General features: G+C 61.4%; 22 protein-coding genes. 9 read left to right on the forward strand and 13 right to left on the reverse strand.

Annotation, left to right across the window (positions count from 1 at the left end; genetic code table 11):
* The first annotated feature begins 16 nt into the window (after positions 1–16).
* Positions 17–1,177: an acyl-CoA dehydrogenase gene (locus ABD819_RS01060; protein ID WP_345120028.1), complete on the forward strand. Its 1,161-nt coding sequence runs from the start codon at positions 17–19 to the stop codon at positions 1,175–1,177.
* A gap of 158 nt (positions 1,178–1,335) precedes the next feature.
* On the forward strand, positions 1,336–2,262 hold the full coding sequence (locus ABD819_RS01065) for a helix-turn-helix domain-containing protein (protein WP_345120030.1): 927 nt from the start codon (positions 1,336–1,338) through the stop codon (positions 2,260–2,262).
* A gap of 248 nt (positions 2,263–2,510) precedes the next feature.
* Here ABD819_RS01065 and ABD819_RS01070 read toward each other — a convergent pair whose 3' ends face one another.
* Together ABD819_RS01070 and ABD819_RS01075 are read right to left on the reverse strand one after the other, a co-directional pair.
* Complete coding sequence (locus ABD819_RS01070) at positions 2,511–3,215, reverse strand: hypothetical protein (protein ID WP_345120032.1); 705 nt, start codon at positions 3,213–3,215, stop codon at positions 2,511–2,513.
* 171 nt (positions 3,216–3,386) lie between these two features.
* On the reverse strand, positions 3,387–3,743 hold the full coding sequence (locus ABD819_RS01075) for an eCIS core domain-containing protein (RefSeq protein ID WP_345120034.1): 357 nt from the start codon (positions 3,741–3,743) through the stop codon (positions 3,387–3,389).
* 332 nt (positions 3,744–4,075) lie between these two features.
* Between ABD819_RS01075 and ABD819_RS01080 the strand changes: the two genes are divergently transcribed.
* From ABD819_RS01080 to ABD819_RS01095, 4 genes are all read left to right on the forward strand, one after another.
* Entirely contained in the window at positions 4,076–4,768 is a 693-nt protein-coding gene (locus tag ABD819_RS01080) for a C40 family peptidase (protein ID WP_345120036.1), read from the forward strand.
* Positions 4,769–5,011: 243 nt separating this feature from the next.
* Positions 5,012–6,739: a DUF1800 domain-containing protein gene (locus ABD819_RS01085; protein ID WP_345120038.1), complete on the forward strand. Its 1,728-nt coding sequence runs from the start codon at positions 5,012–5,014 to the stop codon at positions 6,737–6,739.
* A gap of 101 nt (positions 6,740–6,840) precedes the next feature.
* On the forward strand, positions 6,841–8,418 hold the full coding sequence (locus tag ABD819_RS01090) for a DUF1501 domain-containing protein (RefSeq protein WP_345120040.1): 1,578 nt from the start codon (positions 6,841–6,843) through the stop codon (positions 8,416–8,418).
* Positions 8,419–8,606: 188 nt separating this feature from the next.
* The gene (locus ABD819_RS01095; RefSeq protein WP_345120042.1) at positions 8,607–8,846 is read left to right on the forward strand and encodes a hypothetical protein; all 240 of its coding nucleotides are present in this window, start codon (positions 8,607–8,609) and stop codon (positions 8,844–8,846) included.
* 585 nt (positions 8,847–9,431) lie between these two features.
* On the opposite strand, the gene ABD819_RS01100 is transcribed toward ABD819_RS01095, so the two are convergent.
* The 3 genes from ABD819_RS01100 to ABD819_RS01110 all read right to left on the reverse strand — a co-directional run bounded on the left by ABD819_RS01100 (position 9,432) and on the right by ABD819_RS01110 (position 13,536).
* The gene (locus ABD819_RS01100) at positions 9,432–9,791 is read right to left on the reverse strand and encodes a hypothetical protein (RefSeq protein ID WP_345120044.1); all 360 of its coding nucleotides are present in this window, start codon (positions 9,789–9,791) and stop codon (positions 9,432–9,434) included.
* A gap of 292 nt (positions 9,792–10,083) precedes the next feature.
* Entirely contained in the window at positions 10,084–12,537 is a 2,454-nt protein-coding gene (locus ABD819_RS01105; RefSeq protein WP_345120046.1) for a penicillin acylase family protein, read from the reverse strand.
* Between the two features lie 159 nt (positions 12,538–12,696).
* Entirely contained in the window at positions 12,697–13,536 is an 840-nt protein-coding gene (locus ABD819_RS01110; protein ID WP_345120049.1) for a septal ring lytic transglycosylase RlpA family protein, read from the reverse strand.
* Positions 13,537–13,927: 391 nt separating this feature from the next.
* Between ABD819_RS01110 and ABD819_RS01115 the strand changes: the two genes are divergently transcribed.
* Positions 13,928–14,851: a DUF72 domain-containing protein gene (locus tag ABD819_RS01115; RefSeq protein WP_345120051.1), complete on the forward strand. Its 924-nt coding sequence runs from the start codon at positions 13,928–13,930 to the stop codon at positions 14,849–14,851.
* Positions 14,852–14,964: 113 nt separating this feature from the next.
* On the opposite strand, the gene ABD819_RS01120 is transcribed toward ABD819_RS01115, so the two are convergent.
* The 7 genes from ABD819_RS01120 to ABD819_RS01150 form a co-directional block, all read right to left on the reverse strand.
* A complete protein-coding gene (locus ABD819_RS01120; protein WP_345120053.1) occupies positions 14,965–15,537 on the reverse strand; it encodes an arylesterase in 573 nt (190 codons plus the stop codon).
* A gap of 195 nt (positions 15,538–15,732) precedes the next feature.
* Positions 15,733–16,035: a DUF4286 family protein gene (locus tag ABD819_RS01125; protein WP_345120055.1), complete on the reverse strand. Its 303-nt coding sequence runs from the start codon at positions 16,033–16,035 to the stop codon at positions 15,733–15,735.
* A gap of 109 nt (positions 16,036–16,144) precedes the next feature.
* The gene (locus ABD819_RS01130; RefSeq protein WP_345120057.1) at positions 16,145–16,591 is read right to left on the reverse strand and encodes a DUF6526 family protein; all 447 of its coding nucleotides are present in this window, start codon (positions 16,589–16,591) and stop codon (positions 16,145–16,147) included.
* A gap of 108 nt (positions 16,592–16,699) precedes the next feature.
* Entirely contained in the window at positions 16,700–17,107 is a 408-nt protein-coding gene (locus ABD819_RS01135) for a hypothetical protein (protein WP_345120059.1), read from the reverse strand.
* Between the two features lie 105 nt (positions 17,108–17,212).
* Positions 17,213–18,463 carry an MFS transporter gene (locus tag ABD819_RS01140; protein WP_425553897.1) on the reverse strand — a complete coding sequence of 417 codons (1,251 nt, stop codon included), beginning with the start codon at positions 18,461–18,463 and terminating at the stop codon, positions 17,213–17,215.
* Between the two features lie 65 nt (positions 18,464–18,528).
* Positions 18,529–20,988 carry a TonB-dependent receptor gene (locus tag ABD819_RS01145; RefSeq protein ID WP_345120063.1) on the reverse strand — a complete coding sequence of 820 codons (2,460 nt, stop codon included), beginning with the start codon at positions 20,986–20,988 and terminating at the stop codon, positions 18,529–18,531.
* A gap of 97 nt (positions 20,989–21,085) precedes the next feature.
* Complete coding sequence (locus ABD819_RS01150) at positions 21,086–21,436, reverse strand: hypothetical protein (RefSeq protein WP_345120065.1); 351 nt, start codon at positions 21,434–21,436, stop codon at positions 21,086–21,088.
* 141 nt (positions 21,437–21,577) lie between these two features.
* Here ABD819_RS01150 and ABD819_RS01155 point away from each other — a divergent pair, with 141 nt between their 5' ends.
* Both ABD819_RS01155 and htpG read left to right on the forward strand, forming a co-directional pair.
* On the forward strand, positions 21,578–22,084 hold the full coding sequence (locus tag ABD819_RS01155) for a hypothetical protein (RefSeq protein WP_345120067.1): 507 nt from the start codon (positions 21,578–21,580) through the stop codon (positions 22,082–22,084).
* A 187-nt stretch (positions 22,085–22,271) separates the two neighbouring features.
* Positions 22,272–24,089, forward strand: coding sequence for a molecular chaperone HtpG (htpG, locus tag ABD819_RS01160; RefSeq protein WP_345120069.1), 1,818 nt, complete (start codon positions 22,272–22,274; stop codon positions 24,087–24,089).
* A 170-nt stretch (positions 24,090–24,259) separates the two neighbouring features.
* Here the strand turns inward: htpG and ABD819_RS01165 are convergent, their stop codons facing one another.
* On the reverse strand, positions 24,260–25,174 hold the full coding sequence (locus tag ABD819_RS01165; protein WP_345120071.1) for a class I SAM-dependent methyltransferase: 915 nt from the start codon (positions 25,172–25,174) through the stop codon (positions 24,260–24,262).
* Positions 25,175–25,253: the final 79 nt, after the last annotated feature.

Consider the following 25,253-nt stretch of genomic DNA (forward strand, 5'->3'; position numbering starts at 1 on the left):
AATCCCACCCCAGTCCATGCAAACCGCCACTTCCACTAATATTTACGACCTCACCGAAGAGCAGCTGGCCGTGCGCGACGCTGCCCGCGATTTTGCCCAGAGCGAGCTGTGGGCCGGGGTAATTGAGCGCGATGAGCACCAGAAATTCCCGACCGAGCAAATCAAGAAGATGGGTGAGCTGGGTTTCATGGGCATGATGGTGAGCCCCGAGTACGGCGGCAGCGGCCTCGACACCGTGAGCTACGTGCTGGCCATGGAGGAAATCAGCAAAGTTGATGCCTCGTGCTCGGTTATCATGAGCGTGAACAACTCGCTGGTATGCTGGGGCCTGGAGCAGTACGGCACCGAAGAGCAGAAGCGGAAGTATCTGCCCCGTCTGTGCTCCGGCGAAATCATTGGCGCCTTCGCCCTGAGCGAGCCCGAAGCCGGCTCCGACGCCACCAGCCAGCGCACCACCGCCGAGGACATGGGCGACCATTACCTGCTGAACGGCACCAAAAACTGGATTACCAACGGCACCACCGCTTCGGTCTACCTCGTCATTGCCCAAACCAACCCCGAGCTGAAGTCGCGCGGCATCAACGTGCTGATTGTGGACAAGGACATGCCCGGCTTCATTCAGGGCCCCAAGGAGAACAAGCTCGGTATCCGCGGCTCCGACACCTGCTCGCTGATGTTCACCGACGTGAAGGTGCCCAAGGAAAACCGCATCGGGGCCGACGGCTTCGGCTTCAAGTTCGCCATGCAGGTGCTGGCCGGCGGCCGCATCGGCATCGCCGCGCAGGCCCTGGGCATTGCCTCGGGCTCACTCGAGCTCAGCCTGAAATACTCGAAAGAGCGCAAGGCCTTCGGCGTGGAAATCGCCAAGCACCAGGCCATCCAGTTCAAGCTGGCCGACATGGCCACCACCGTGGATGCCGCCCGCCTGCTCTGCCTGCAAGCCGCCGCCGACAAGGACAACCACGACGACTACGCAAAGTCGGGGGCCATGGCCAAGCTGTTTGCCTCGAAGGTGGCCATGGATTCGGCCGTAGAGGCCGTGCAGATTCATGGTGGCTACGGCTTTGTGAAAGAATACCACGTCGAGCGCTTCATGCGCGATGCCAAGATTACCCAGATTTACGAAGGCACTTCGGAAATTCAGAAAATTGTGATTTCACGGGAAATCCTCAAGTAGGCCGCGAATTGCCTAAAATTCAGATTCATTGCACAAAACCCAGCCATTTTTTGGCTGGGTTTTTAGTTTTTGTGAATTTCAAGGTGTTATATTGCACTGCGGTAGCCACCCAGTTACCTTACCCGCACCCCTCAACGGCCCTTTAGGCCACCTGAATTATGGAAGATTACAATAAAGTCATCGAGTCGCTCGGTGTGCGCTACATCAAGGCGAAGAACCTGGTGCTGCACCAGCCCTTTACCGTCCGCAATTCCTACGACGTTGGTAATAATCTTATTCTGCTGCACAAGGGCCACCTCACTTTCGGCGAGGAGGAAATGGTGGTGGAAGAAGGCGAAATGCTCTTCATTCCGGGTGGCCGGCCCACCCGCGTCAGCTACGGCCAGGACCAGAAAAACCGGGTTATCACCAACGATGACCTGATTACGAACAAGGACAAGTTCTTTCACTCCAACGACGACCTAGACCTCATCGGCGACGCCGACGAAAGCCACAGTTTCGTGAGCTTCGAAGCCAAGGTATTCGATTCGGTGAACTTCTTCGCCTCGCTCGACGTGCCGGCTTTCCTCATCAGCGGGCAGCCCAAGCTGGCCAATCTGGTGATTAAGGTGGTGGAAGAAAGCATTCAGGACCTGCCGGGTCGGGAGCGCCTCATCAACATCTACACCGAGAACATCGTGGTGGAAGTGGTGCGCTACGTGCTGCGCAACAACATGTTTGTGGAGCAGCTGGCCACCAACAGCACCTACTTCAAAGACCCGCGCCTGATTGACCTGTTCAACTACATCAAGGAGAACCTGGGCGGCGACTTGTCGAACAAAGTCCTCTCAGGCGTAGCCAACGTAAGCGAGGACTACGTGGGCCAGTATTTCAAGATGCTGACCAACATCAACCCGCAGGATTACATCGAATACCAGCGCATGGAGCGCGCCGTGTTCCTGCTGCGCACGACGAAGAAAAGCATCCGCGACATCGGCAAAGAAGTGGGCTACAAAGACACCGCTTATTTCTGCCGCCGCTTCAAAATGATGTTCGGCATTCCGGCCGGCAAGATGCGCCGCCGCGAGTCGGCCATGAACATCTAAGCACCCATGCACAAGTAATCGTATGCCCCGGTCCGACCGCCCTAGGCGGTCTGACCGGTTGCCGTTGGGCCGAAATCGTTGGTGCTTCAACCGGTCAGACCGCCTAGGGCGGTCAGACCGGCAGGCCCGACTCGAATACGGTTGCTTTTGAACGACTACTTGAGCAAGAGCTGATTATCAATTAACTGATACCAGCAAAAAGCCCCCGCCTCAATTTGAAGCGGGGGCTTTTTGCTGGTACTGCGCGGCTACTCTATGCTGCGCAGGTCGTCGTGCCTGGAGGGCTGCTGGCCGTGGTCGGTCTGGGCCGATGCGCCAAAGCCCGAGCCGCTGTCGGGTTTATCGGTGCTGCCGTAACGGCTGCCGCTGCCATAGGGCGAGCCGCTGTCGGAGCTGCGCGTGGTGGCTGAGCGGGTGGTGGAGGCATCAGGGGCTTGGTAGCCGGCGGGGCGGCGGCCGTAGTCGCCATTGTTGCCGCGGGGGTTGCCATAGTTATAAGAGCTGTCGCTGCCCGATGACTTGCCTTTGCGCGTAGCCAGCCAGCCGAGTCCTACGGCCAGCAATGCGCCGCCCACTACTTTCTGGGTGGTGGTGAGGTCGTTGACTTTGGCTACGGCCCGGTTGCCCAGGTCTTTCAGGCCCTGGGGCAGCTGGTTCACGTTGTTGAGCAAGCCGGAATCTTCAATCCATTTCTTGCCGCTTTGCATGGCGGTATCGAGGATGGTGCCTTCCGAGGCGTTGGCTTGCTGGCCTTCGCCCTGGCGCTCAGTGCCGGCGTTGGCCGTGTCGTGGTGTTGCGAAGTGGGGTTGGCCGCAGGCGAAGGAGCCTGAGCGTTGGGCGTTGCCGATTTGCGGGGGTTGCCGGTCGCGCTGGGCGTGGTAGCCGGATTCTGGGTGGGGCGGCCGGGGTTGGTCGAATTAGGAGTTCCGGACTGGTTTTGCTGGTTATCCATAGTAGGTACGACGAAATGAAAGTGAAAGGGAAAAGCGGCACCCGCGCGGCGGGCAGCCTGCGTTTTATTCGTAATTAGCCAACAGGAAGTTGCCAACTGCCAACTTTATTTTCTTCAACGGCCCGTTTAGAACCAACGAGCAGGGCCTGCAGGCTTTGACGGGATAATCTCTCAAGCGCTGGGCGGCTGCGCGTGGCGGGGCAGCGGGCGCAGCACATGGCTGGGGTCGGCGAGGACCACGCGGCGGGCTTCTTCCCGGGCCTCCACCTCATACTTGTTCTGGTAGTAGCCCACGCGGGCTGACTCCACCAGGTATTTCCACAAGAAGGGTAGGAGACCGTGCTCCTTGTACTGGCGCAGGTGCACCAGCTCGTGGGCCACCCACTCGGCATCAGCCAGAAACTGCTCGCGGGTGGCTCCGTTCAGGTGCACGGTTTGGCCCACCACCATGGCTACGCGCTGGCTGCCCAGCACCAGCCGGGCAATGCGGGCCAGGGGAGAACGGGTCCAGGTTCGGGGATTTTGCATAAGGGAAAGATACGACGGTTTTCTAATCGCGCGAATACGAATGAAGTACCAACACGGTTTGGGTTTTTAAGTTGATAATTAGTGCATTAAATTGTCTTATAGCAAGAATATTTGCCTTTTTTTTAGCGAAAGTGCCGGACTTACCAAATGTTTACCCTAGATTTACCCAGCGACCCGTTCTAAAAGCAATAGAATTTACCGGGTACATACTGCTTTTATCACCTCTTCACTCGGCTAAAATTAGCCTTGCCTATCGCCTAAGAAATCTACTGCCCGGCGCTTCCTGCTCACGCTCAGGAATCCGGTTTTTGCCCCAACCCTTACGACGGACAATGAAACATAGTCTCCTGTATTGCCTTGCCGCTGCTTCGCTAGCTCTCTCCTTCTTCTTTGAACGCCCCGCCGATGCTTCGGCTACGGTTCGTGCTGCTGCAGCACCGGCCGTGGCCGAAGCATCGCTGTTTCCGGCGATGACGATGAGCGAGCCCCGCGCTACGCCGCCCACCAAAACCACCACCGGCGAGCCCACCGCCGCTGAGCTCATCGCCTCGCGCGACTCGCTCACCTACCACTACTACGCGCAAACCCTGGGCCTGCACCTGGCTTTTAACGAAAATAAGGACTTGCTGCGTACCGTGACCGACTGGATTGGGGCTCCTTACTCCTACGGCAACAACTCGCGCAAGGGCACCGACTGCTCGGGCTTTGTGACCCGCGTGTTCCGCGAAGTGTACGGCATCACGCTGCAGCGCTCGTCGCGCTCCATGTTCACCACCACCAAGCACATTGCCAAGGCCGAAATGCAAACCGGCGACCTGGTGTTTTTCCGTCGCGGCCGGGGCCCGATTTACCACGTCGGCATTTATCTGAAAGATGGCAAGTTTGCCCACTCGGCCTGCAACGGCGGCGTGATGGTAAGCTCGCTGAACCAGCCGTACTACCACCGCAATTTCTACGCCGCCGGCCGCGTGCGCGCCGCTGCCGCGGCCGACGCCGACGACGAGACCGTAGCCATAGCCGAATAAGCGAACCGGCTACCGGCACAAACCCAAGGCCAAGCGCCCGACCTACCCGGTCGGGCGCTTTCTTTTTACCTGGGCAGCGCCTGCTTTATTAGGTATTCACCGAATAAAAGAGATACTTGCGTTAAACTTGAGGAAGGCCCGGCAGTCTAGGCTAAACAGTTGGCTGCTAGCAAACCAGCCGGGTTGAGTTTTGAGGCGCTTGCCGTCGTTTGGGTCCTGTTTTCGTGCTACTTGTGCTTGCTTATGAACCGTAGACTTTTCCTCCAGCGAAACGCCGCTGTGCTGAGCGGCCCCGCCACCGCCGTGGCCGACCCAGTGGCCGCCACTGCCCAGCAGGACCCGCCCGAAACCGTGAGCCGCTATGCCAACAAGGCGCTGCCCACGGGCCTCTCGCGGGCTACGAGCACCCTCGCGCCCTACACCGGCCCCTGGGGCAATGCCCAGGCGGCCCACCTGCTGCGCCGCTCCCTGTTTGGCCCCACCCGCCCCGAAATTCTGGCAGCGGCTGGTTCCAACCTCACAGCGGTGCTTAATGGGCTGCTGGCGGCTCCGGCCGTGCCCGCGCCCCCCGTGAATGTATCGGCCACCGACACCAGCGTGCCCATTGGGCAGACCTGGGTGGGGCAGGTGTTCGACCAGAACTTCGAGGGCGTGCGCCGCACGTCGCTGCGCAGCTGGTGGCTGGGGCAGCTCCTGGGCCAGGGCACGTCGCTGGCCGAGAAGATGACCCTGTTCTGGCACAACCATTTCGTGGTGGAGCTGGCTGACATCGGCGATGCCCGCATGGGCTACGAGTACTGCCGCCTGCTGCGCCAGCACGCCCTCGGCAACGTGAAGCAGCTGGCCAAGGACGTGACCGTGACGCCCGCCATGCTGCGCTACCTCAACGGCAACCAGAGCACCACCGGCGCACCCAACGAGAACTACGGCCGCGAGCTGCTGGAGCTGTTCACGGTGGGCAAGGGCCCGCTCATCGGCCCGGGCAACTACGCCAACTACACCGAGGCCGACGTGCAGGCCGCCGCCCGCGTGCTCACCGGCTGGCGCGACCTGGGCACGCCGCCGGTGAGCAGCTACTTCACCGCCAGCCGGCACGATAATACGGCCAAGGTGTTTTCCTCGGCCTTCGGCGGTGCCAGTATTGCGGGCAACGGAGCCAGCGAGTACCAGGACCTGGTGAACCTGATTTTTCAGCAGGTGGAGACGGCGCGCTTTCTGGTGCGCAAGCTCTACCGCTGGTTTGTATACTATGTGATTGATGCGCAAGTAGAAACCGACATCATTCGGCCCCTGGCTACCCTGCTGGTGCAGAATGGCTTCGAGGTGGCTCCGGTGCTGCGGGCGCTGCTCAGCTCCGAGCATTTCTTCGATGTGCTGAACATGGGCTGCCTCATCAAAAGCCCGCTCGATTTCACGGTGGGCCTGTGCCGGCAGATGCAGGTGGTGTTTCCGCCGGCCAGCACCGTAACGGTGCAGTATCAGATGTGGGAATACCTAAATAGCCTGGCCTTCGTGCAGCAGCAAACGCTGGGTGACCCGCCTAACGTGGCCGGCTGGGCCGCCTACTACCAGACCCCGCAGTTCCACGAGCTCTGGATAAACGCCGTGACGCTGCCGCGCCGCAACCAGGCTACCGACCTGTTTATCAGCACAGGCTACACGCGGAGCGGGGTGAAAATCGTGATTGACGTGCTGGCCCTGGCGCAGTCGTTGCCGGCCATTACGGCATCAGACTGCAACCTGCTCATTGATGAGTTTGTGCGGCTGATGGTGCCCATTCCCCTCACCACCAATCAGCTGGCATTTCTGAAAACGGCTCTGCTGCCCGGCCTGCCCGATTTTGAATGGACCGTGGAGTGGCAGCAGTACCTGGCCGCGCCCACCAACACCGCCAAAAAAGCGGCCGTGACCACCAAGCTGCAAGCCATGCTGCGCGCCCTGATGGGGCTGGCCGAGTATCATCTTTCTTAAGCTGTTAGCTGGCAGCTATTAGCTGTTAGCTCTCGCAAATATCCATTCGTCAATTGAAGCTGCTAGCTAACGGCTAACGGCTAATAGCTAACGGCTTAATTATGAAACGTCGCGAATTTCTACAAACTACGGCTGCGGCTACGGCTGGCACCGCACTGCTGAGCGGCCTGCCCATTGGGGCCTACGGGTACTCGCCCGCGCTGGCGGCCCTCACCAATGCCACTGTGCAGACGGATAAGGTGCTGGTCATCATTCAGCTGCAGGGCGGTAATGATGGGCTGAACATGATTATCCCGCTGGACCAGTACCCGGCCCTCATGGCGGCGCGGCCCAATTTGGCGCTGGCCCAGAACGCCGTGCTGCCACTCACCACGGCCACGGGCATTCACCCGGCCATGGCCTCGCTGCGCAATATGTATCAGAACGGCAAGCTGGGCGTGGTGCAAAGCGTGGGCTACCCCAGCCCCAACTTCTCGCACTTCCGGGCCACCGATATCTGGACTTCCGGCTCCGAATCGAACGTGACCCTGACCACGGGCTGGGCCGGCCGCTACCTCGACAGCGAGTTTCCGGGCTTCCCCACCGGCTTCCCCAACACCCAGAGTCCCGACCCGCTGGCCATCAGCATCGGTTCGGTGGTGAGCAACTGCGTGCAGGGGCCCAGCGTGAACATGGGCATGGCCATTGCCAGTACGTCGTCGTTCTACCAGCTGCTCAGCGGCGGCGTAGACGCGGCCCCCAACACCCCGGCCGGCCACGAGCTCACGTTTATCCGGCGGGTGGTGAGCCAGACCCAGGTGTACACCACTACCATTCAGGCGGCGGCCCGGCGGGCTCAGAACCTGTCGCCGCTTTACCCCGCCGCCGGCCAGAACTCGCTGGCCGACCAGCTCAAAATAGTAGCCCAGCTGGTGGCCGGCGGCCTGAGCACCCGCATGTACGTGTGTACGCTGGGCGGCTTCGATACCCACACGCTGCAGGTGCCCACCACGGGCAGCACCGCTACCGGCACCCACGCCACGCTGCTCGGCAAGATTGCCGAGGCTGTGAACGCCTTCCAGGACGACTTGCAGCGGCACGCCATCCAGGACCGGGTGGTGGGCATGACGTTCTCGGAGTTTGGGCGGCGCATCAAGGCCAATTCGGGCTTCGGCACCGACCACGGCGCGGCGGCCCCGCTGCTGGTGTTCGGCTCGAAGGTGAACCCCATTGTGCACGGTCCCAACCCCACGTTGCCCGCCAATGCCGGCGTGAACGACAACGTGGCCATGCAGTTCGATTTCCGGAGCGTTTACACCAGCATATTAAAGGACTGGTTCCAGGTGACGCCCGCCACGCTCACGCAGCTCTTCGGGCGCAGCTTTCCCTACGTGCCGGTGCTGCGGCCCGGTGCGTTGCTGGCCGCCGCCAATGCCGCGGAAGTGGCCGATTTTACGGTGTACCCCAACCCGGCCCCGCGCGAAAGCCGCACCACCGTGGCCTACGACTGCGCCGGTGGTCACGTCCAAATCGTGCTGCTCGACACCCTGGGCCGCGAGGTGCGCCGCGCCGTCGACCGCGTGCTGCCCCGGGGCCCCCAGCAGCTGCCCGTGGACCTGAGCGGCTTGGCCGCCGGAGCCTACTACTGCCAAGTGCGGGAAGCCCAACGCAGCGGCTCGCGCATTGTAGTGATTGAATAAACAGATTGAGCATCAATTAATAACCGGTAGGATGCCCTGCTAGCTACGGTTGGGCTAATAGGGTAGCTCACCGGTTATTTTGTTGGAGAAACAGGAAAAAGGCAGCCCGGCAGTAAGCTTTTGCGTACAGGTCTTCCAAGGCCCTGCCTTGTTTTCTTTCACCTTCCCCCTTCAATTTCGCCTTTTTTATGGAAGCGCAACTCGAAAAAATCGAAAAAATCCTTCCCGAAGACCTTGCCCGTACTTTTGAAAGTGCCTACCATGTGTTTCAGGGTAAAACCGAGCACGTGGATGACTTGCTGAAACACGGCAGCGTATTGCTGCGCAAAGCCGCCCAAAAGTTCACGCCCACCCAAATGATTATCGGAATTGCGGCCGTGGCCGCCGTGGCCGTAGTGCTCATCAACCGCGCTACCGACGACAATTAAGCAGTATGCTGAAACCCCTGCGGTACCAGCACCCTCCTTGTTAATTCTGCGATAAAAAGCGCGGCCTTTCGTAAAGAAAGGCCGCACTTTTTTTACTGCTTTAGTCGCCAGCGAAGCGCCCGCAATTTTCAGCGAATAGCCACTACTATCGGCAACTACTAAGTTGTTAGTCATTAGTTGTCAGTTGTTAGTTGTTAGTAGGATGGTAATCGGCTGACTGACAACTAACAGCGAGCAACTAATAACCCGTTTGCTTTTGAACGACTGCTTAAGCGCAAGGCCACCGGCTGGCCGTAGTGGCGGCCCGGCTCGAAGCGTCGGCATTTGTTCCACATAGCTGAATACCTGAGCGGTATCGAGGGCGTATTGGTTGTAGTACTAATGCGTTGGCGGAATAGGCCGTGAGCAGCAGTAGCAACAAGGGCAACAGCCGCTGGCGGTACTGGCAGCGGCGGCTGGGGTGCCGGGGCGGAATGGGGCGGGTGTCTATGCCGCAAATTTATAGCCGGGCGCAAGCGCGCCAAACAGCTGTCTGCCCGGCAGCATCAACCGGCTTGCAGCTCAAGCCAATAATTGGGCTACCTCTTACGGAAAGGGTGGATTGATGGTCCCGCCTTCACGTAATTGTTCGGCGTTCTCTTCGGTTGAAGACTGTTTTCGCACTGCGGGCGCGTTCCTTCTTTGGGGCTCAGCTTGAGCTTCTTCTTCGTCTTCAGGCTCTTCCTGGTCTTCATCGTCGGGGGCGGGCGCTTGCGCGAAAAACCAGCGGCTCGCGTAGCTCCCCGAAATACTGGTTACCCAACCCAGTGCTTCACTTCCATGCATAGCTGTCGTGCTGCCAGCGCCGATGAGCGTCACCCTACCCAAACCGTTTAATCGAGCTGTTATCCATTGGGCCGGATGGTTGCTGGTGCTGCTCGGAAGAAGCCCGCGATAGCCGGGCATCGTTCCATTCCTGGCCAGAATGGCTGCCCTGGCCGCGGTAGCTGAAGTGGCCCTCAGACCAACAGTGAAAAAGGAGTTAGACCGTGGTTCCATAGTTTTCCAATGCTGTAAGTGGTGGATGGGTCCGCTAGAGGTCGCTCAATGGCCAGCCGTTGCCTCGCATTGAGAATCTGCTTCCTTGTAGCGCCAGTAAGGCGTAGATGCCGGCGGTGTATAGGGTGAATATACAAAATTAAATAATATAAATATTATTTAATTACTTTTTTATGGGTGGTAAGCTCAAGTGAAGTAGCTATTTCCCTTGCAGCGTCCAGGCCGTGGCCACCCGCGCATTATTCTCATCAGCCGAGCGCAGGAATACCAGCTCATCGAGCTGGCCCACGCGCCAGGTTTCCAGCAGGTTGTTGTAGTAGGGCGAGCCGGGGTTGCCGCTCTGGCCGCCGGGGTACACGCCGTAGGCCCGCACCCGGGGGCCCAGCGCCACTACCATGCGCCAAGAGGGGCCGTTGCGCTCAGAGGTGGCATTCACGATTCCCGCGCCGCCGCCGCAGTCCACGTCCATCTGGCCGAAGCCGGGCAGCTGGAGCAGGTGCAGAATATCGGTGCTTTTCTGGTTGGCCCAGCGCCACTTGGCCGAGAGCGGGCCAAACTTGCGGGTGAGCGAGTCGGTAGCGAAGCGCAGGCTTTGCAGGGCCAGCTGCGGCAGGGTTTCGGTGGCTGGCGTGCGCCGGTTATCTATCCACGGGGAGGTTGTCTCACTTAGAATCAGGTTGTTGGTGCGGTCGCGGCCGGGGTAGCGCAGGGCCGGGCCTTTCGGGTTGGTCGGGAAGTCGTCGTCCCAGAGACGCTTCACCAGGTCAGCATACCAGAGGTTGAACACACTGGGCCCGATGGCGTCGGCGGTGTATTGGTAGGGCCAGCGGCGCAGCTCGGCCAGCACTTTGCCTTCGGGCGAGGTGGCGGCGGGCGGAGTGGCGCCGGTGGCCGGGTCCGTTACCAGGGCTAGCAGGCGCGGCAGCATCAGCTGGGCGTTGAGGTCGAGCACGTCGTTTTGCAGCTGGCGCAGGCTGTCGGGCGTGGCCTGGCGCATGGCCGCGAGGCGCTGGTTGATGCGGTGGCCGCGCTCGTAGTTGGCGTAGTTCCAGTTCAGGTAATAAGGATAGTCGGGGCCGGTCGAAAACTGGTTGGCTGAGCTCACGAAGCCCCGCGCCGGATTCTTAACGTGGGGGTTCTGGGCGGCCGGAATCCAGCCCTGCCAGTCGTAAGCCGGGTCGGTGCCGTCGAGGATGAACTTGCCCTGGTCGCGCCACTTCAGCGGGAAGCGGCCGTTGGGCCAGATGGCCACGTCCTTTTCATTATCGGCAAAAATAAAGTTCTGCGCCGGCGAGCCGTAGGTGGCCAGCGCGGCCGTGTAGTCAGGGTACGAGCGGGCCCGGTTGAGCTGGTAAAACGTCTGGATTTCGTTCGCGCCGTCGTGGGCCGTCCAGCGCATGGCGTGGGCAATGGGCGTCTGCGGCAGGAAGGGCTTCTCTTTCTTGTCGTACACTACCGGGCCGTGGTGGGAGTAGAGCACGGTGTCGAGCCGGTCAGGGAAGCCCCGCACCTTGATGTGCTCCACCACGCGGCGCACGGGTTTCCAGTGGCCATCGTGCCAGTATTCGCGGCGGGTGTTGTCCTTGAATTTCAGCTGGTAGAAGTCCAGCACGTCGGCCGCCACATTGGTTACGCCCCAGGCCACGTTTTCATTAAAGCCGATGATAACCGTGGGCGCACCCGGAATGGTGACGCCGTACACGTTCACGCCCGGCGCGCTCAGCTGAATCTGGTACCAGATGCTGGGTAGGTTCAGAGCCAGGTGCGGGTCGTTGGCCAGCAGCGGGTAGCCCGAGGCCGATTTCGTCCCGCTCACCGCGAAGTTGTTGGAGCCCAGCTCGGCATCGGGCTCGGTGCGCAGCTGCTGGGTAGCGTAGGCCGCCTCAAACGACTGCGGCGCGGCCGGAATTGCCAGGGGCTTAAAATCCAGCGGCGTGCCCACGGGCACAATGGGGTCTTCGCGCGTGGGGTAGTCGGGAAACAGGTCCTTGGTCACGGCTGCGCCGTACTTGCGCAGGATGTTGCTCATGCGCAGGTCGTCGGTGCGGCCGCTCAGGTCCCAGGCCATGAACTTGAGGAGCAGGGCGCATTTCAGCGGCTGCCAGGGCTCGGGGCGGTAGTCCAGCAGCTTGTATTCAAAGGGCAGTGTGGCGGGCGTGAGCTGGCCAATGTACGCATTCACGCCGGCCGAGTATGACTCCAGCACGGTGCGCGTAATGGGGTTGGCCATCATCACCTTCAGCGAGTTGGCCGCGCCGAACGGCAGGCCCATGCGCCGGAAAAAACGGTCGGTTTCGAGCCGCGCCGGGCCTACTATCTCGGCCAGCCGCCCGGCCGCTACGTGGGTCTGGAACTCCATCTGCCAGAGCCGGTCGCGGGCCGTGAGGTAGCCCTGGGCGAAGTAGAGGTCGTGGTCGTTTTGGGCAAAGACGTGCGGCACGCGGTGGTCGTCGTAGCGCACCGTCACGGGGGCTTGCAGGCCGGCCAGCGCCAGCGTCTGCCGGGCCGGGAAGTCGCCCGGAGTCTCCCCGTTTTGCCAAAAGCCCCGGTACGGGCTCAGCAGCTTGCCAAAGGGCGGCAGGTCGCCGTGCTTGGTGTTCAGCATCCAAACCAAGGTGAAGCAGGCGGCCAGGGCCAATATGGCTTTGAGCATGGGGAATAATCAGTAGAAAGTAGTGGGCAGAAAGTGCCAAAAAGCAGAGAACCCGCTCCGGGAGGCAAATAACGACAATGCCGTCAATTGCTTCCCGGAGCGGGTTCTCTCTTCTGTATTATAAGGAGTAGGCGCTACTCGTTGCTGCGCGATGCTTTATCACCGAAGGGCCACTTCGCGCACCAGGCCACCGATGCCCCAGACCAGCAACTGCTGGCGCACGGCTTCGGCCTCGGGGCGCTCGCCGAAGTTGCCGACCAGCACGCGGCTGCGCTGGCGGCCATCGAGGAGGTCCTGGGTAACCTGCACGTCAACGTCGGGCAGCAGCGACTTGATGCGGGCCTGCACGCTGCGGGCGTTGGCATTGTCCACGAATGAGCCGGCCTGGATGAGGAAGCCGGCAGGGCAGTTGGCCGTTTCGGTGGCCGTCATCACCTGGGTTTTGCTGGTGGGCGACGCAGCTATGAGGGTTGCCTTTTCGGTGGTTGTCTCCGGCGTAGCAGCGGGCTCGATGGCAGCGGGTACTTTATAGGTAGCGAAAGCCGCGTTGGGGTTGGGGTCGGCGGCGAAGAGGGCGGCCAGGTTTTCGGGGGTAGTGGCGGGGCCCAGGGGCGTGGTGGCGGCTACGACTTCGGCTACCACCGTGGCGGCCCCGCATTCGGTGATGCCCAGCGGACGGGCCGCTATTTCGGAGAGGTCGATAATGCGCTCGTGGCGGAACGGGCCACGGTCGGTAATCCGCACCACGACGGACTTGCCGTTCTTCACGTTGGTTACCCGCAGGCGGGTGCCGAAAGGCAGCGTTTTGTGGGCGCAGGTGTAAGCAAAGCGGTTGTAGCGCTCACCGCTGGTGGTGCGTCGGCCTTGGAAGTAACTGCCGTACCAGGAGGCCCGGCCCCGCAACACAGTGGTAGCGGTGCCAGAGGCGGGAGCTGTTTTGGTGGTGCCAGGAGTGGTGGCGTGCGCGGGAGCGCCCAGAAAAGTCAGCAGAAAAAACAAGCAACTGGAGAGGACGGGTACTGTAAGGCGACGAAATAAAATCATGCGATTCGCAGATGGTGAGCGGAACAAACATAGCCCGACCTTTTTGGGTGATGCTAAAAACCAGCGGACCTCTGCTAATTGGATAGGGTCAAAAATTGTCCTTTTTCCTGAAAACTTGCATTTAATTAATCTTTCTGTTCGCCGGAAAAGTAGCCGTGAGACGACGTCAAACTATATTTTGCGGAATATGGCCCGAAGTATTGCGCAGACACAGAAATTAGATTATGCGACGGGTATAAAATTCCGGCATCGGCCCGCCAATCATCTTCGGAACCCGGTTGCAGAAGTCCCGCTTTTTTCGTAAGAGTAGTACCCGGCCGCCGGCCCCAAAGCCTACCTTTGCCCCATGGATTTTGGCCGCCTGCCCGACCTGCGCTACGTTGATTTTGGGCTGCCGCCCGACCACCCCGAAACCGCCCGCGTGCTGGCCCGGGCCCGGCCCACGCAGCCCGCCCCGGCGCGCCTGCACGTGGGCTGCCCCATCTGGACTAATAAGGAGTGGCTGGGTACGTACTTCCCGGCCGGCATCAAGGAGCCTGATTATCTGCACTACTACGCGCAGCAGTTCAACAGCATCGAGCTGAATACCACCCACTACCGCATTCCGGATGCCACCACCGTGCGGCGCTGGCGCGAAGCCGTGGGGCCCGATTCGGGCTTTAAATTCTGCCCCAAGCTGCCGCGCAGCATTAGCCACGAGCGCGAATTATTCCAGGCCGACGACCTGGTGGTGCCCACCGCCCGGGCCTTCGAGGCGCTGGGCAGCAACCTGGGCTGGGCGTTTTTGCAGCTGCCGCCGCACTTCGGCCCCGAGCACCTGCCGCGCCTCGAGCGCTTCCTGCTCGACTTCCCCGAGGCGGTGCCGCTGGCCGTGGAGCTGCGCCACCCGCGCTGGTTCGCTGACCCCGTGCTGGCCGATGCGGTGTACGCCACCTTCGAGGCCCTCAACAAAACGCTGGTGATAACCGACGTGGCCGGCCGGCGCGACGTGCTGCCCATGCGCCTGACCACGCCCGTGGCCTTCATCCGCTTCAACGGACACGGCCTGCACAGTTCCGACTACCAGCGCGCCGATGCCTGGGCCGAGCGCCTGGCCGCCTGGGTGGCCCAGGGCGTGCATGAGGTGTACTTCTTTATTCACCAGAAAGACGTGCGCCACGCCCCGGTGTTCGCGGCGTATTTGCTGGAGAAGGTACGGGCGCTGACGGGGATTTTGGTGGCACCGCCGCGCATTATTCCGCAGCCGGTGCAGGGGAGCCTGTTTGGGTAGAACGTGTACCGCGAAATTTCATTTCGCCCCCGCCCGAAACCCGAACGAAACCCGCACGTCAGGCGAATGGCGCGGGGGCGAAATGAAATTTCGCGGTACACGTTTTAGTGGCGCTATAGCAGCGGCTTTAGCACCTGCCACACGTTCTCGGCCAGGATTTTCTGGCCCGCCGCATTCGGATGCACGCCGTCGGGCAGGTTCAGCTCGCGGCGGCCCATCACTCCTTGTAATAGGAAGGGGATGAAGGGTAGGCTGTTTTTGTCGGCCAGGGTGCGGAAGAGGGCCTTGAACTCGGTGGCGTAGTGGGCCAGCCGGTGGCCGCCCAGCGGGCCGAGGTCGAAGGGAAACTCCAGGCCGGCCAGCACGATTTGCGCTTCGGGGTACTGCCGCCGCACGGCGTCGATGATGAACTGCAGGTTATGGGTGGTTTCGCGGACGGCGATGCCCCGGATGCCGTCGTTGGCCCCGAGGGCCAGCACAAATACCTCGACCGGGTGGCGGGTGAGCACGGTGGGCAGGCGCTGGCGGCCGCCGGCGCTGGTTTCGCCGCTCACGCCGTAGTTGTAGGCTTTGTAATCGAGCTGCTGCTCATCGAGGCGCAGCTGGAGCAGGGCGGGAAAGCTGGCGACAGCGGGCAGGCCGTGGCCCGCTGTGAGGCTGTCACCGAAGAAGATAATATTTTTCATGGAGTGCTGTTTCAACAGCGTAACGGGTGTTTTTGTGCCCGAATATTGTGGGTTGTTGGCTAATCAAAAAAGTCATGCCGAGCGCAGCCGAGGCATCCCGCGTGGGGTAGTAACTCAATCGAATGAATTGCTACCCCACGCGGGATGCCTCGGCTGCGCTCGGCATGACTTTTTTGTCCTGCTGTCTAATCCCGTTTACTCCACCACTTCGAGAATGGTGCGGAAGGACACGTACTTGCCCGCAAAATGGGTTTCCATATCGGCGCGCAGGGCGGGGGCACACAGAGCCTGGTACTCTTCCAGCTGCTCCAGGCTCAGGCAGTAGTACTGGGCGGCGTAGGTGATGCCGTCGTCTTCCTCATTGAGCAGGCGGCAGAGCTGGCTTTTGATGAAGAAACCCGTTTCCATCACCTCGGGGATGTGGGTGGTGCGCATATAATCCAGCCACTCATCGGCGGCGGTGGGCTCAATGCTGGTGGTAACGTTGTAGAGAATCATGGGCAATGGGTGAATGAGCGAATGAATGAATAGGTGAATGAAGCAGCCGAATTAGCAGGGGTCGAAAATCATTCCCCCATTCACTCATTCGCTCAATCACCCATTGGTATCACACACGCATGGAGTCGAACTGAAAGTCAGTGATACGGGCCTGAATGTCTTTGGGTGACAGGTTTTCTCGGGCGGCGGCTTGGGCCAGGGCGGGCAGCTCGGCATCGCCGGCCAGGCGCAGGCTCAGGATTTGGGCCAGGCTGAGCTGCTGTTCGAGCGCGGCGAAGCGCTGGCCGCTCACCTCAAAGTAGCGCTGGCGCACTTCGAGGCGGCAAATACGGTCCTGCAGCTGCAGGGCGTAGTGCTGGCGCAACATTACGAGCACGCCCAGGCCGATGAGGGCCAGGGCCGCCACGCTGAACCAGAGTCGGGCTTCCTGGGTGTCGTCGCCGGATACTTTGATGTAGCGCAGCACGGTGTAGCCGGCCATGAGCAGGGCCAGCGGCAGCAGCACGAAGTGGTGCCAGGGGTAAAGTTGCGTGGTGTTTTTGGTGGGCGTAGCCATGCGATATGGAGATTAGCGAAGCAGAAAGATAGGGCCAGACGAGGCAGATGGGCCACAAAAAAACTCCGGCCGAAGCCGGAGTTTTAACGGGGAAAACGGGCCGGAGGCCTACTTCATTTCCTTGGCGCGCTGCTTTTCAGCTTTGGCCATGGCGCGGGCGGCGCGCTCCTGCTTCTTGGCTTCTTTGGCGGCATTGCGCTGCTCGCGGAGCTGGGCTTTCTGGGCTTTTTCCTGATTGCGCTGCTCACGGAGCTGCTTTTTCAGGTCGCTTTGCTGGTTAGCGGTTTCCTTCAGCTGGGATTTGCTGTTGCGTACGGCCTGGTCGCTGCTGTTGGTTTGCTGCTTCTGGGCTTCGTAGGTGGCTTTGGCATCGTTGGCGCGCTGCTGCTGCTGCTCCGGGGTGAGCATGGTGCCGGCCGGGTCCGTCATGGTCGGGGTAGCCGGGGTAGTGGTCTGGGCGTGGGCCGAGAAAGTTGATACTGCGATAATGGCCAGGAGGCCAAGGAGTTTTTTCATGGGGGAGGGCGATGAAACCCGCTAAGTGCGGTCCGTGTACGCCGCGCCGGGAGCAAGGTTCTTACGCGCCCGCTTTCCGGGGCAGTTCAGGGGCCGGGGTGGTCGTTACTCCTCCACGTAGTTCAGGTCCTTGCCGTAGCTCTCGGGCAGGGTGCGCACGGCCCAGAAAGCCACCACCAGCGTGAGCGCCCCCAGCACCGCCGCGCCCGGGATGATGCCGCCCAGTGCCCCGCTCAGGTACTTGAAGGCCGGCACCAGCCCCACCACCGCGCCCCGCGCAAAGTTCGGAGCCGTGGTAGCCACCGTGGCCCGCAGGTTGGTGCCAAACTGCTCGGCCGCCACCGTCACAAACAGCGCCCAGAAACCCACCGACATGCCCAGCACGAAACACACGCCGTAGAACGTGGCCGGCGAAGCGCCCTGCACCCCAAACAGGTACACGCCCACCAGCACGGCGCAAAATACCAGAAACACTTGCAGCGCCTTGTTGCGCGAGTGCCAGAACTGACTGAGCGCCCCACTGAAAAAATCGCCAAACACCAGCCCGAAGTAGCACCAGAACACCGCCAGCCCGGCCGTGACTTCACCCGTGAGCCCGAGGGCCCGCCCAAACTCCGGGGCCAGCGTGACGAGAATGCCCACCACGAACCACAGCGGCACCCCAATCAGCAGCACGCGCAGGTACTTGCCCAGGCGCACCGGGTTGGTGAACAGGCTGAGAAAATTGCCGCGCACCACCCCGGCCTGGGCCTGCACCTGCTGGAACATGCCCGACTCGAACACGCTCACGCGCAACACCAGCAGCGCCAGCCCCAGCCCGCCGCCCACGAAGTAGGCGTTGCGCCAGCCGAAGCGGTTGCCCACCCAGTAGCCCAGCATGGCCCCGCTCACGCCCACGGTGGCCACTATCATGGTGCCGTAGCCGCGCTTTTCTTTGGGCAGGCTCTCGCTCACGAGCGTGATGCCCGCGCCCAGCTCGCCGGCCAGTCCGATGCCGGCAATGAGCCGCAGCCAGGCGTATTGCTCCACGCTGGTCACGAAACCATTGGCCAGGTTGGCCAGCGAATACAGCAGAATGGAGCCGAATAGCACCGAGAGCCGCCCCTTCTTGTCGCCGAGAATGCCCCACAGTATGCCGCCCACCAGCATGCCGCCCATCTGCATATTAATCAGGAATAAGCCCTGGTTGGTGATTTCAGCCGCCGCCGTCACGCCCAGTTCCTTCAGGCTTTCAACCCGCACGATGCTGAACAGAATCAGGTCATAGATATCGACGAAGTAGCCCAGGGCAGCCACAATGACGGCGGCCGTGAAAACGGTGGATTTGGCGGGTGGGGAAACGGCTTGCACAGGAATGGGGCATGGAGTGAGGCCGAAAGATGGGCACTTCGGCCCGGATTGCCACGGTGGCCGCAGCGCGGCTACTTAAAATCCAGCGGCACCACCAGCCGCACGCTCACGTTCCGGCCCTGGTTGAACACGCCGCGCCGCCCATTCGCAACATTAAAGTCCGCGTATTTCAGGCGACTCAGGTGGCTTTGGTAGCCCACGTCGAACAGGTTATTCGCGGTCAGGAACAGCGAGAACAGGGTTTTGCCCTGGGCGTTGGCTACGTCGGTGCCCAGGCCGGCGTTTATCAGGGTGTAGCCGGGCGTGCCGGTTTCGGTATCGAAGGCCGAGAAGAAGCGGTTTTGGGCGAAGGTGTGCTCCAGCTGCACGCGGGCGTAGGGGTTGGTGATGCGCTTGCCCTGGCGGCGAAAGTTGGCGCGCAGCTCCGATTGCAGCCGGTCGGCGGGGATGAAGGGCAGGTAGCGCTGGGCGCTTTCCACGCTCCGCTGCTGGGCACGCACCATCGAGAAGGAGTTTTCGAAGTGCAGCCAGTCCAGCGGATGGGGGTGGAAATCGAGGCTGACCTCGCCGCCGTAGAGGCGCGCCCGGCCCTGCTCGTAACGAAACACGCCATCGCCTTCCGCGCTCAACGAGTCGGCCCCACTAGGAGTGAGCAGCCGGCGCGTGAAAATGTAGTTATCGATGCTATTGGTGAAGGCATCGACGCTGAAACGCACATGGTCCGACACGTAGCTCACGCCGGCATCGGCTTGCAGGCTGGTTTCGGCCGCCAGGCCCGACTGGCCAATTTCGTAGCGAATCGTGCCTTCGTGAATGCCATTTGAGCCCAGCTCGGCAATGTTGGGGGCCCGGAAGCCGCGCGCGAGGTTGCCCTTCACGGTCAGCTTTTCGTTGAGATTATAGGCCGCGCCCAGGCTGCCGCTGTAGTTGCGAAAGGTGCTGCGAAACCCCGGGAACTTGGTGTCGGCCGTGGGGTCGGTGCTGGGGCGCTCATTGCCGTCGAGCAGCAGCCGGTCGGCCGTAATCCGGCGCACATCATAGCGCAGGCCCCCGCTGATGTCGAGCGCGCCGATGGTCTTTTTGGCCACGCCAAACACGCCGCCCTCGTCCAGCTTATAGGCCGGAATCAGGAATTCGACGCCCAGGTTGCGGTTTTGCTGGTGCAGGCCGCTGGTGCCCAGGGTCAGGTTCCAGCCGTTGCGCTCGGGCAGGAAGTAGCGCAGCGCATAATCGATGGTGCGCAGCTGGAAGTAGAGCGACGTTTCGGCGGGGTCGAGCACGTTGCCGTACTCGCGCCGCAGGTTTTGCTGGTAGCTGGCCTGGAACGTGAGGCGGGCCCCGTTCTCGCCCAGCACGAAGTTGTTGTCGACGCCCAGACGCAGGTGGTTGACTTGCTGCTGGGGCACGGCCAAGCCGTAGCCGCGCAGGTCGGCATCGGCTACGGGCACGCTCCGGGTTAAGTCGCCGCTGGGTACCTCCTTCAAAAAGCGCCCACTGCCCGGGTCGCGGGTGCCCTTCGTCAGCCCCAGGCGCTGGTTGAAGGTGCTGAAGGTGAGGTGCGAATAGCCCCAGCCCTTGTTCACGCCCACGTAGCCGTTGGCGTCCCACTCGTTGAAGCCCGAGTTGTACACCCGGCCGTCGTAGCGGTTCTGGTAGTTGCCGGCCACCTTGCGGGTGCCGCGCGCCAGCCAGTTCACGCCGTTCAGGTTGCCGGCGTTTTGCACCGAGTAGCCCTGCTGGTTATTGTTGGTCTGGTAGCTGGCCGTGCCCAGGCCCGTGATGTGGCCTTCGGCCACCGGGTCGGGAGCCACGAAGTTGATGACGCCCGCCATGGCATCGGAGCCATAGAGCAGCGAGCCCGGTCCTTTGATAATCTCGGCTCGGTCCACGCTGAACTCGTCAATCTCAATGCCGTGCTCGTCGCCCCACTGCTGGCCTTCCTGCCGGGCCCCGTTGTTCAGGGTGATGACGCGGTTGTAGCCCAGCCCGCGCACCACCGGCTTGCTGATGGCCGCGCCGGTCGTAATCTGGCTCACGCCCGGTGTGTGGGCAATGGCATCTATCAGGTTAGAAGCGGAAGTCTGGTTGAGCCGGGTCCGGTCGACCACGGCGGTGGGCACCGGCGAGCGCCGCAGCTGCGTGGCCTGCGATACGCCCGTCACCACCACCTGCCCAATCTCAGTAGCCGCCACGGTCAGCTTGATATCCAGCGGCTGGCCGGTGCCGGTGTCCACGGTCTGCGTCACCGTGTTGTAGCCCAGCGAGCGCACCTGCACCGTGAAGCGCCCCCGCGGCAGGTTGCCGAAGCGGAAGCTGCCATCGGCCCCCGTAGAGGAGCCTTGCTTCAGGTCGTCGAACAGCACCGTGGAGCCCGGTAGGCCCTCGCCGGTGGCGGCATCGGTCACGCGCCCGGTAAGGGGCGGGGCGGCGGCGCGCACCCGCGGCATGGGCGGAGGCTGCTGGGCAAAAGCGCCGGAATAAAATAGCGTTAACCCCGCTGCCAGTGGCAGCCGAAAGAAGGACGTGTACATAAATAAAATACCAAAATGGCCCGGCCCGCCGGCCGGCACAGGGGCACGGCCGCGGGCAAGGCGGGTTATTATCGGGAAAAAAGGAATGCGCCGGAAATCAGGCGCGGCGCGGCGGCCCGCGCAGGGAACGCGCAAAAAGCAGCTCGCCGGCCACCGCCCGCACCGGCGGCAGCGCCAGCGCGGCCCGGTAGCGCGGGGCTATGCGGGGCGCGGGCAATAGTGCCGGCGCAATAGTCTGATATTCTACGTTATAGAAATGCTCTATGTCGCAGTGTTGGTGCCGGGCGCTGATGAGGGCCTTGTCTTTGTGGCGAAATGCCGGGGCTCGGGCTGGCTCCTCCGCGGTGTGCGTGTGGGGGTGCAGGGCCAGTACCCACGCCTCGGGCAGCAGCGTCCGCGTGAGGCAGACCAGCAGCAACAGGGCGAGGTGGGAGCGGAGAGCTTGCACAATGCAAAGATGGCAGTAACCACGCAAAGCTGCGCGAATAATAAAGTTTCAGTTTAGCGTCGGTCGGTAAATCCATACTGTCCGGGTTTCTCGTACCCGGGCAGTATCTTTATAACTCTGCGCCTATTAAGCGCTTTTTTTGTGATTATTTCAAGTATCTCCGACCTTTCCTTACAGTACGACGAACAGTTAAGCTTGTTGCGGGTCGAATGGGCGTCCGGCAATGACACGCGGAACCTGCGCGCCAGCGCCGAGCAGCTGCTGCTGCTGGACCAGCAACTGGGGATGCGGAACCTGCTGCTGAATATGAACACGTTTCCCGACATCTCGGTCTACGACCAGGTGTGGCTGGGCACGAACTGGATGCCCGGCATTACCAGGCTGCCGCTCGAGCGGGTGGTACTGGTAAACCACCGCCGCCGCGTACATAATCAGCTGGCCATTGAATCGCTGCTGGCCATGTTTCGGCCGTTTATCAAGTTCGATATTCAATATTTCTCCCAGCCGGGTCCCGGCCTGGCCTGGCTGACGGACTACGCCGCCCGCCTGCCCGAGTTGCAGGCCGAGTGGGAAGCCGTGCACGGCCCCGACCCGGTGCGGCCGGGAGTGGCCGAGCCCCGGGCCCAGTATCGTCCGCACGACTCGTAGCGCCCCGGGTGCGCCGCCGTTGGCTGCCCAGACGGAGCCTGCGCAGTAGCCCGGCCCCGCGCCCGCCGCTGTCAATCTGACAGCGCCCCGCCCCTTGGAACGTCGTTTGAAAGCCACGCAAACCGTGGCCGGCTCCGCTATGCCCGGCCATTCCGTCTGACTTTCATTTTCCCCGATACCCCATACCATGCAAGAAACCGGCTCCATCTCCATCCACACCGAGAACATCTTCCCGATTATCAAGAAGTTCTTGTATTCCGACCACGAGATTTTCCTGCGGGAACTGGTCAGTAATGCCGTTGATGCCACCCAAAAGCTGAAGAGCCTGGCCCAGCTGGGCGAGTTCAAAGGTGAGCTGGGCGAGCTGAAAGTGCGCGTGACCGTGGACAAAGAAGCCCGCAAAATCACGATTTCGGACCACGGCCTGGGCATGACCGGCGAGGAAATCAAGAAGTACATCAATCAGATTGCCTTCAGCGGTGCCACCGAGTTTGTGGAGCAGTACAAGGAGAAGGACGCCGCCACCAAAGACCAGATTATCGGGCAGTTCGGCCTGGGTTTCTATTCGGCCTTCATGGTGGCTGAGAACGTGGAAATCTTCTCGCAGAGCTACAAAGAGGGCACCGAAGCCGCCCACTGGATTTGCGATGGCAGCACGTCCTTCACCCTCGAAAGCACCGAGAAGGCTGAGCGCGGCACCGACGTGGTGCTGCACGTAGCCGCCGATTCGGACGAGTTTCTGGAGGAAGCCCGGCTGCGCACCATCCTCACCAAGTACTGCAAGTTTCTGCCCATTCCGATTGAGTTCGAGGGCCAGCTCATCAACGACACCAGCCCCATCTGGACCAAGCAGCCCAGCGAGCTGACCGACGAGGACTACAAGAAATTCTACCAGGAGCTGTATCCGATGAGCATGGATGAGCCCCTGTTCTGGATTCACCTGAACGTGGACTATCCGTTCAATCTCACGGGCATTCTGTACTTCCCGAAGGTGAAGGACGAGCTGCAGTTCTCGCGCAACAAGATTCAGCTCTACTCGCGCCAGGTGTTCATCACTGATGAAGTCAAGGACGTGGTGCCCGAGTTCCTGATGCTGCTGCACGGCGTGATTGACTCGCCCGATATTCCGCTCAACGTGAGCCGCAGCTTCCTGCAGGCCGACGCGGCGGTGCGCAAAATCAACACCTACATCACCAAAAAAGTAGCCGATAAGCTCAACGACCTGTTCAAGAAGGACCGGCCCGGCTACGAGGAGAAATGGGGCGATATCGGCATGTTCGTGAAGTACGGCATGCTGAGCGACGAGAAGTTCTACGACAAGGGCAAGGACTTCGTACTGCTAAAGAACGTGGATGGTAAGCTGTTCACCATCACCGAGTACACCGAGCACATTCAAGCCAACCAGCAGGACAAGGACGGCAACACGGTGGTGCTTTACACCAACGATGCCGAGCAGCAGCACGGCTACGTGGCCGCCGCCCAGGAGCGCGGCTACGACGTGCTGAATTTTGACCACATCCTCGACCCGCACTTCGTGGGCCAGCTGGAGCAGAAGCTGGAAAAAACCAGCTTCAAGCGCGTGGACGCCGATACGGTGAGCAAGCTCATCGAAAAAGAAGGCACTACCGAAAGCGTGCTGACCGAGGACGACCAGAAAAAGCTGGAGGAAACCTTTACCACAGCCATTGCCAACCCGGCCATGCACGTGAAGGTGGCGGCCCTCAGCCCGCAGGACGCGCCGGTGGTCATCACCCAAAACGAGTTTATGCGCCGCATGAAAGACATGCAGCGCACCGGCGGTGGCGGCGGCATGCAGATGTTCGGCGCCTTCCCCGAGTCCTACGACGTGACCGTGAACGCCAACCACCCCCTCACCCAAAAGGTGCTGGCCGACGGCGGCGACAAGCTGGCCAAGCAAGCCTTCGACCTGGCCCTGCTGGCCCAGGGCATGCTCAAAGGCGAGGCCCTGACGGCCTTCGTAAAGCGCAGCACCGAGCTGTTGTAAGAACGTGTACCGCGAAATTTCATTTCGCCTCGCGCCTGCTCCAGCCGCGAAAAAAAAATCAATAAAAATGCCTGGAGCCGCCGCGGTTCCAGGCATTTTTATTGAGCTATTATCAGTGGCGAGCCAGGTAACGTGGGCGCGGGGCGAAATGAAATTTCGCGGTACACGTTCTACTTCACGTTCCGCGCCACCACGAACATGCGGTCGCCAAACCGGCCCGTCAGCTTATTCAAATAGTACGTGGGATACTGCCCGGCCAGCTTGCTCACCTTTTCCACCACGCTGCCGCCCAGGCGAATGTTCTTCGGCGGCTTCACCGGGTTCAGCAGCTCCACCACCTCAAAACCCTGCTTGATGAGCATTTTGGTGATGGTGGCCGGGGTGAATTCGAACAGGTGATAGGGCGGAATATCCATCTTGCGCTCTTTGCCCAGCACACTGTAGGCCGCGAAGCCCAGGCGCACCGTGGGCAGGTTCAGCGTGGCCGGCAGGGCCAGCACCAGCAGCCCGCCCGGCTCCAGAATGCGGTGGAACTTGGCCAGCGTGGCGGCGGGCGAGAGCAAATGCTCCAGCACGTCGCCCATGTAGGCGAGGTCGAACTGATTCTCGCGGAAATCCTCGGTGGTTTCGATGTTGCCCGTCACCACGGGCAGGTGCAGCTCGCGGCGGGCAAAGTCGGCGGCGTGCTCGGATATTTCCAGGCCGTGCGCCTGCCAGCCCAGGTTTTCCAGGCTTTTGAGGGTGTAGCCGGGGCCGCAGCCCACGTCGAGGTAGCGGAACTGGCGGCCGGGGTACCTGGCCAGGATGTAGTTGGTGAACTTGTCGGGCCGCACCTGGTTTAAAGCACGCTGCTTCTGGCCTTCTTCGATGAAAACGATGTCCTGCTGGGTGCGGTCGTAGTTGGGCCGCTCGGTGAAATAGTCCTTGCCGTAGAGCCGTTCCAGCTGCGCGGGCGTGGGCTGAGGGTCGAGAAACATCAGGTCGCAGCTGCGGCACTGGGTGCCTTGCAGCCTTTGGCCTTCGAATTCGTAATAAAAGGGCAGCTTTTTGAAGTCAGTGCTGCCGCACAGGTCGCAGGTACGCATGGTGCAAAGGTAGGAAAGCGCCACGGCGCGTTCACTCGTTGCACGGCCGGGGCCGTAAGCAAGTGCCAGCCGCAGTGCT

It is taken from the genome of Hymenobacter antarcticus (assembly GCF_039539545.1).
GTDB lineage: Bacteria > Bacteroidota > Bacteroidia > Cytophagales > Hymenobacteraceae > Hymenobacter > Hymenobacter antarcticus.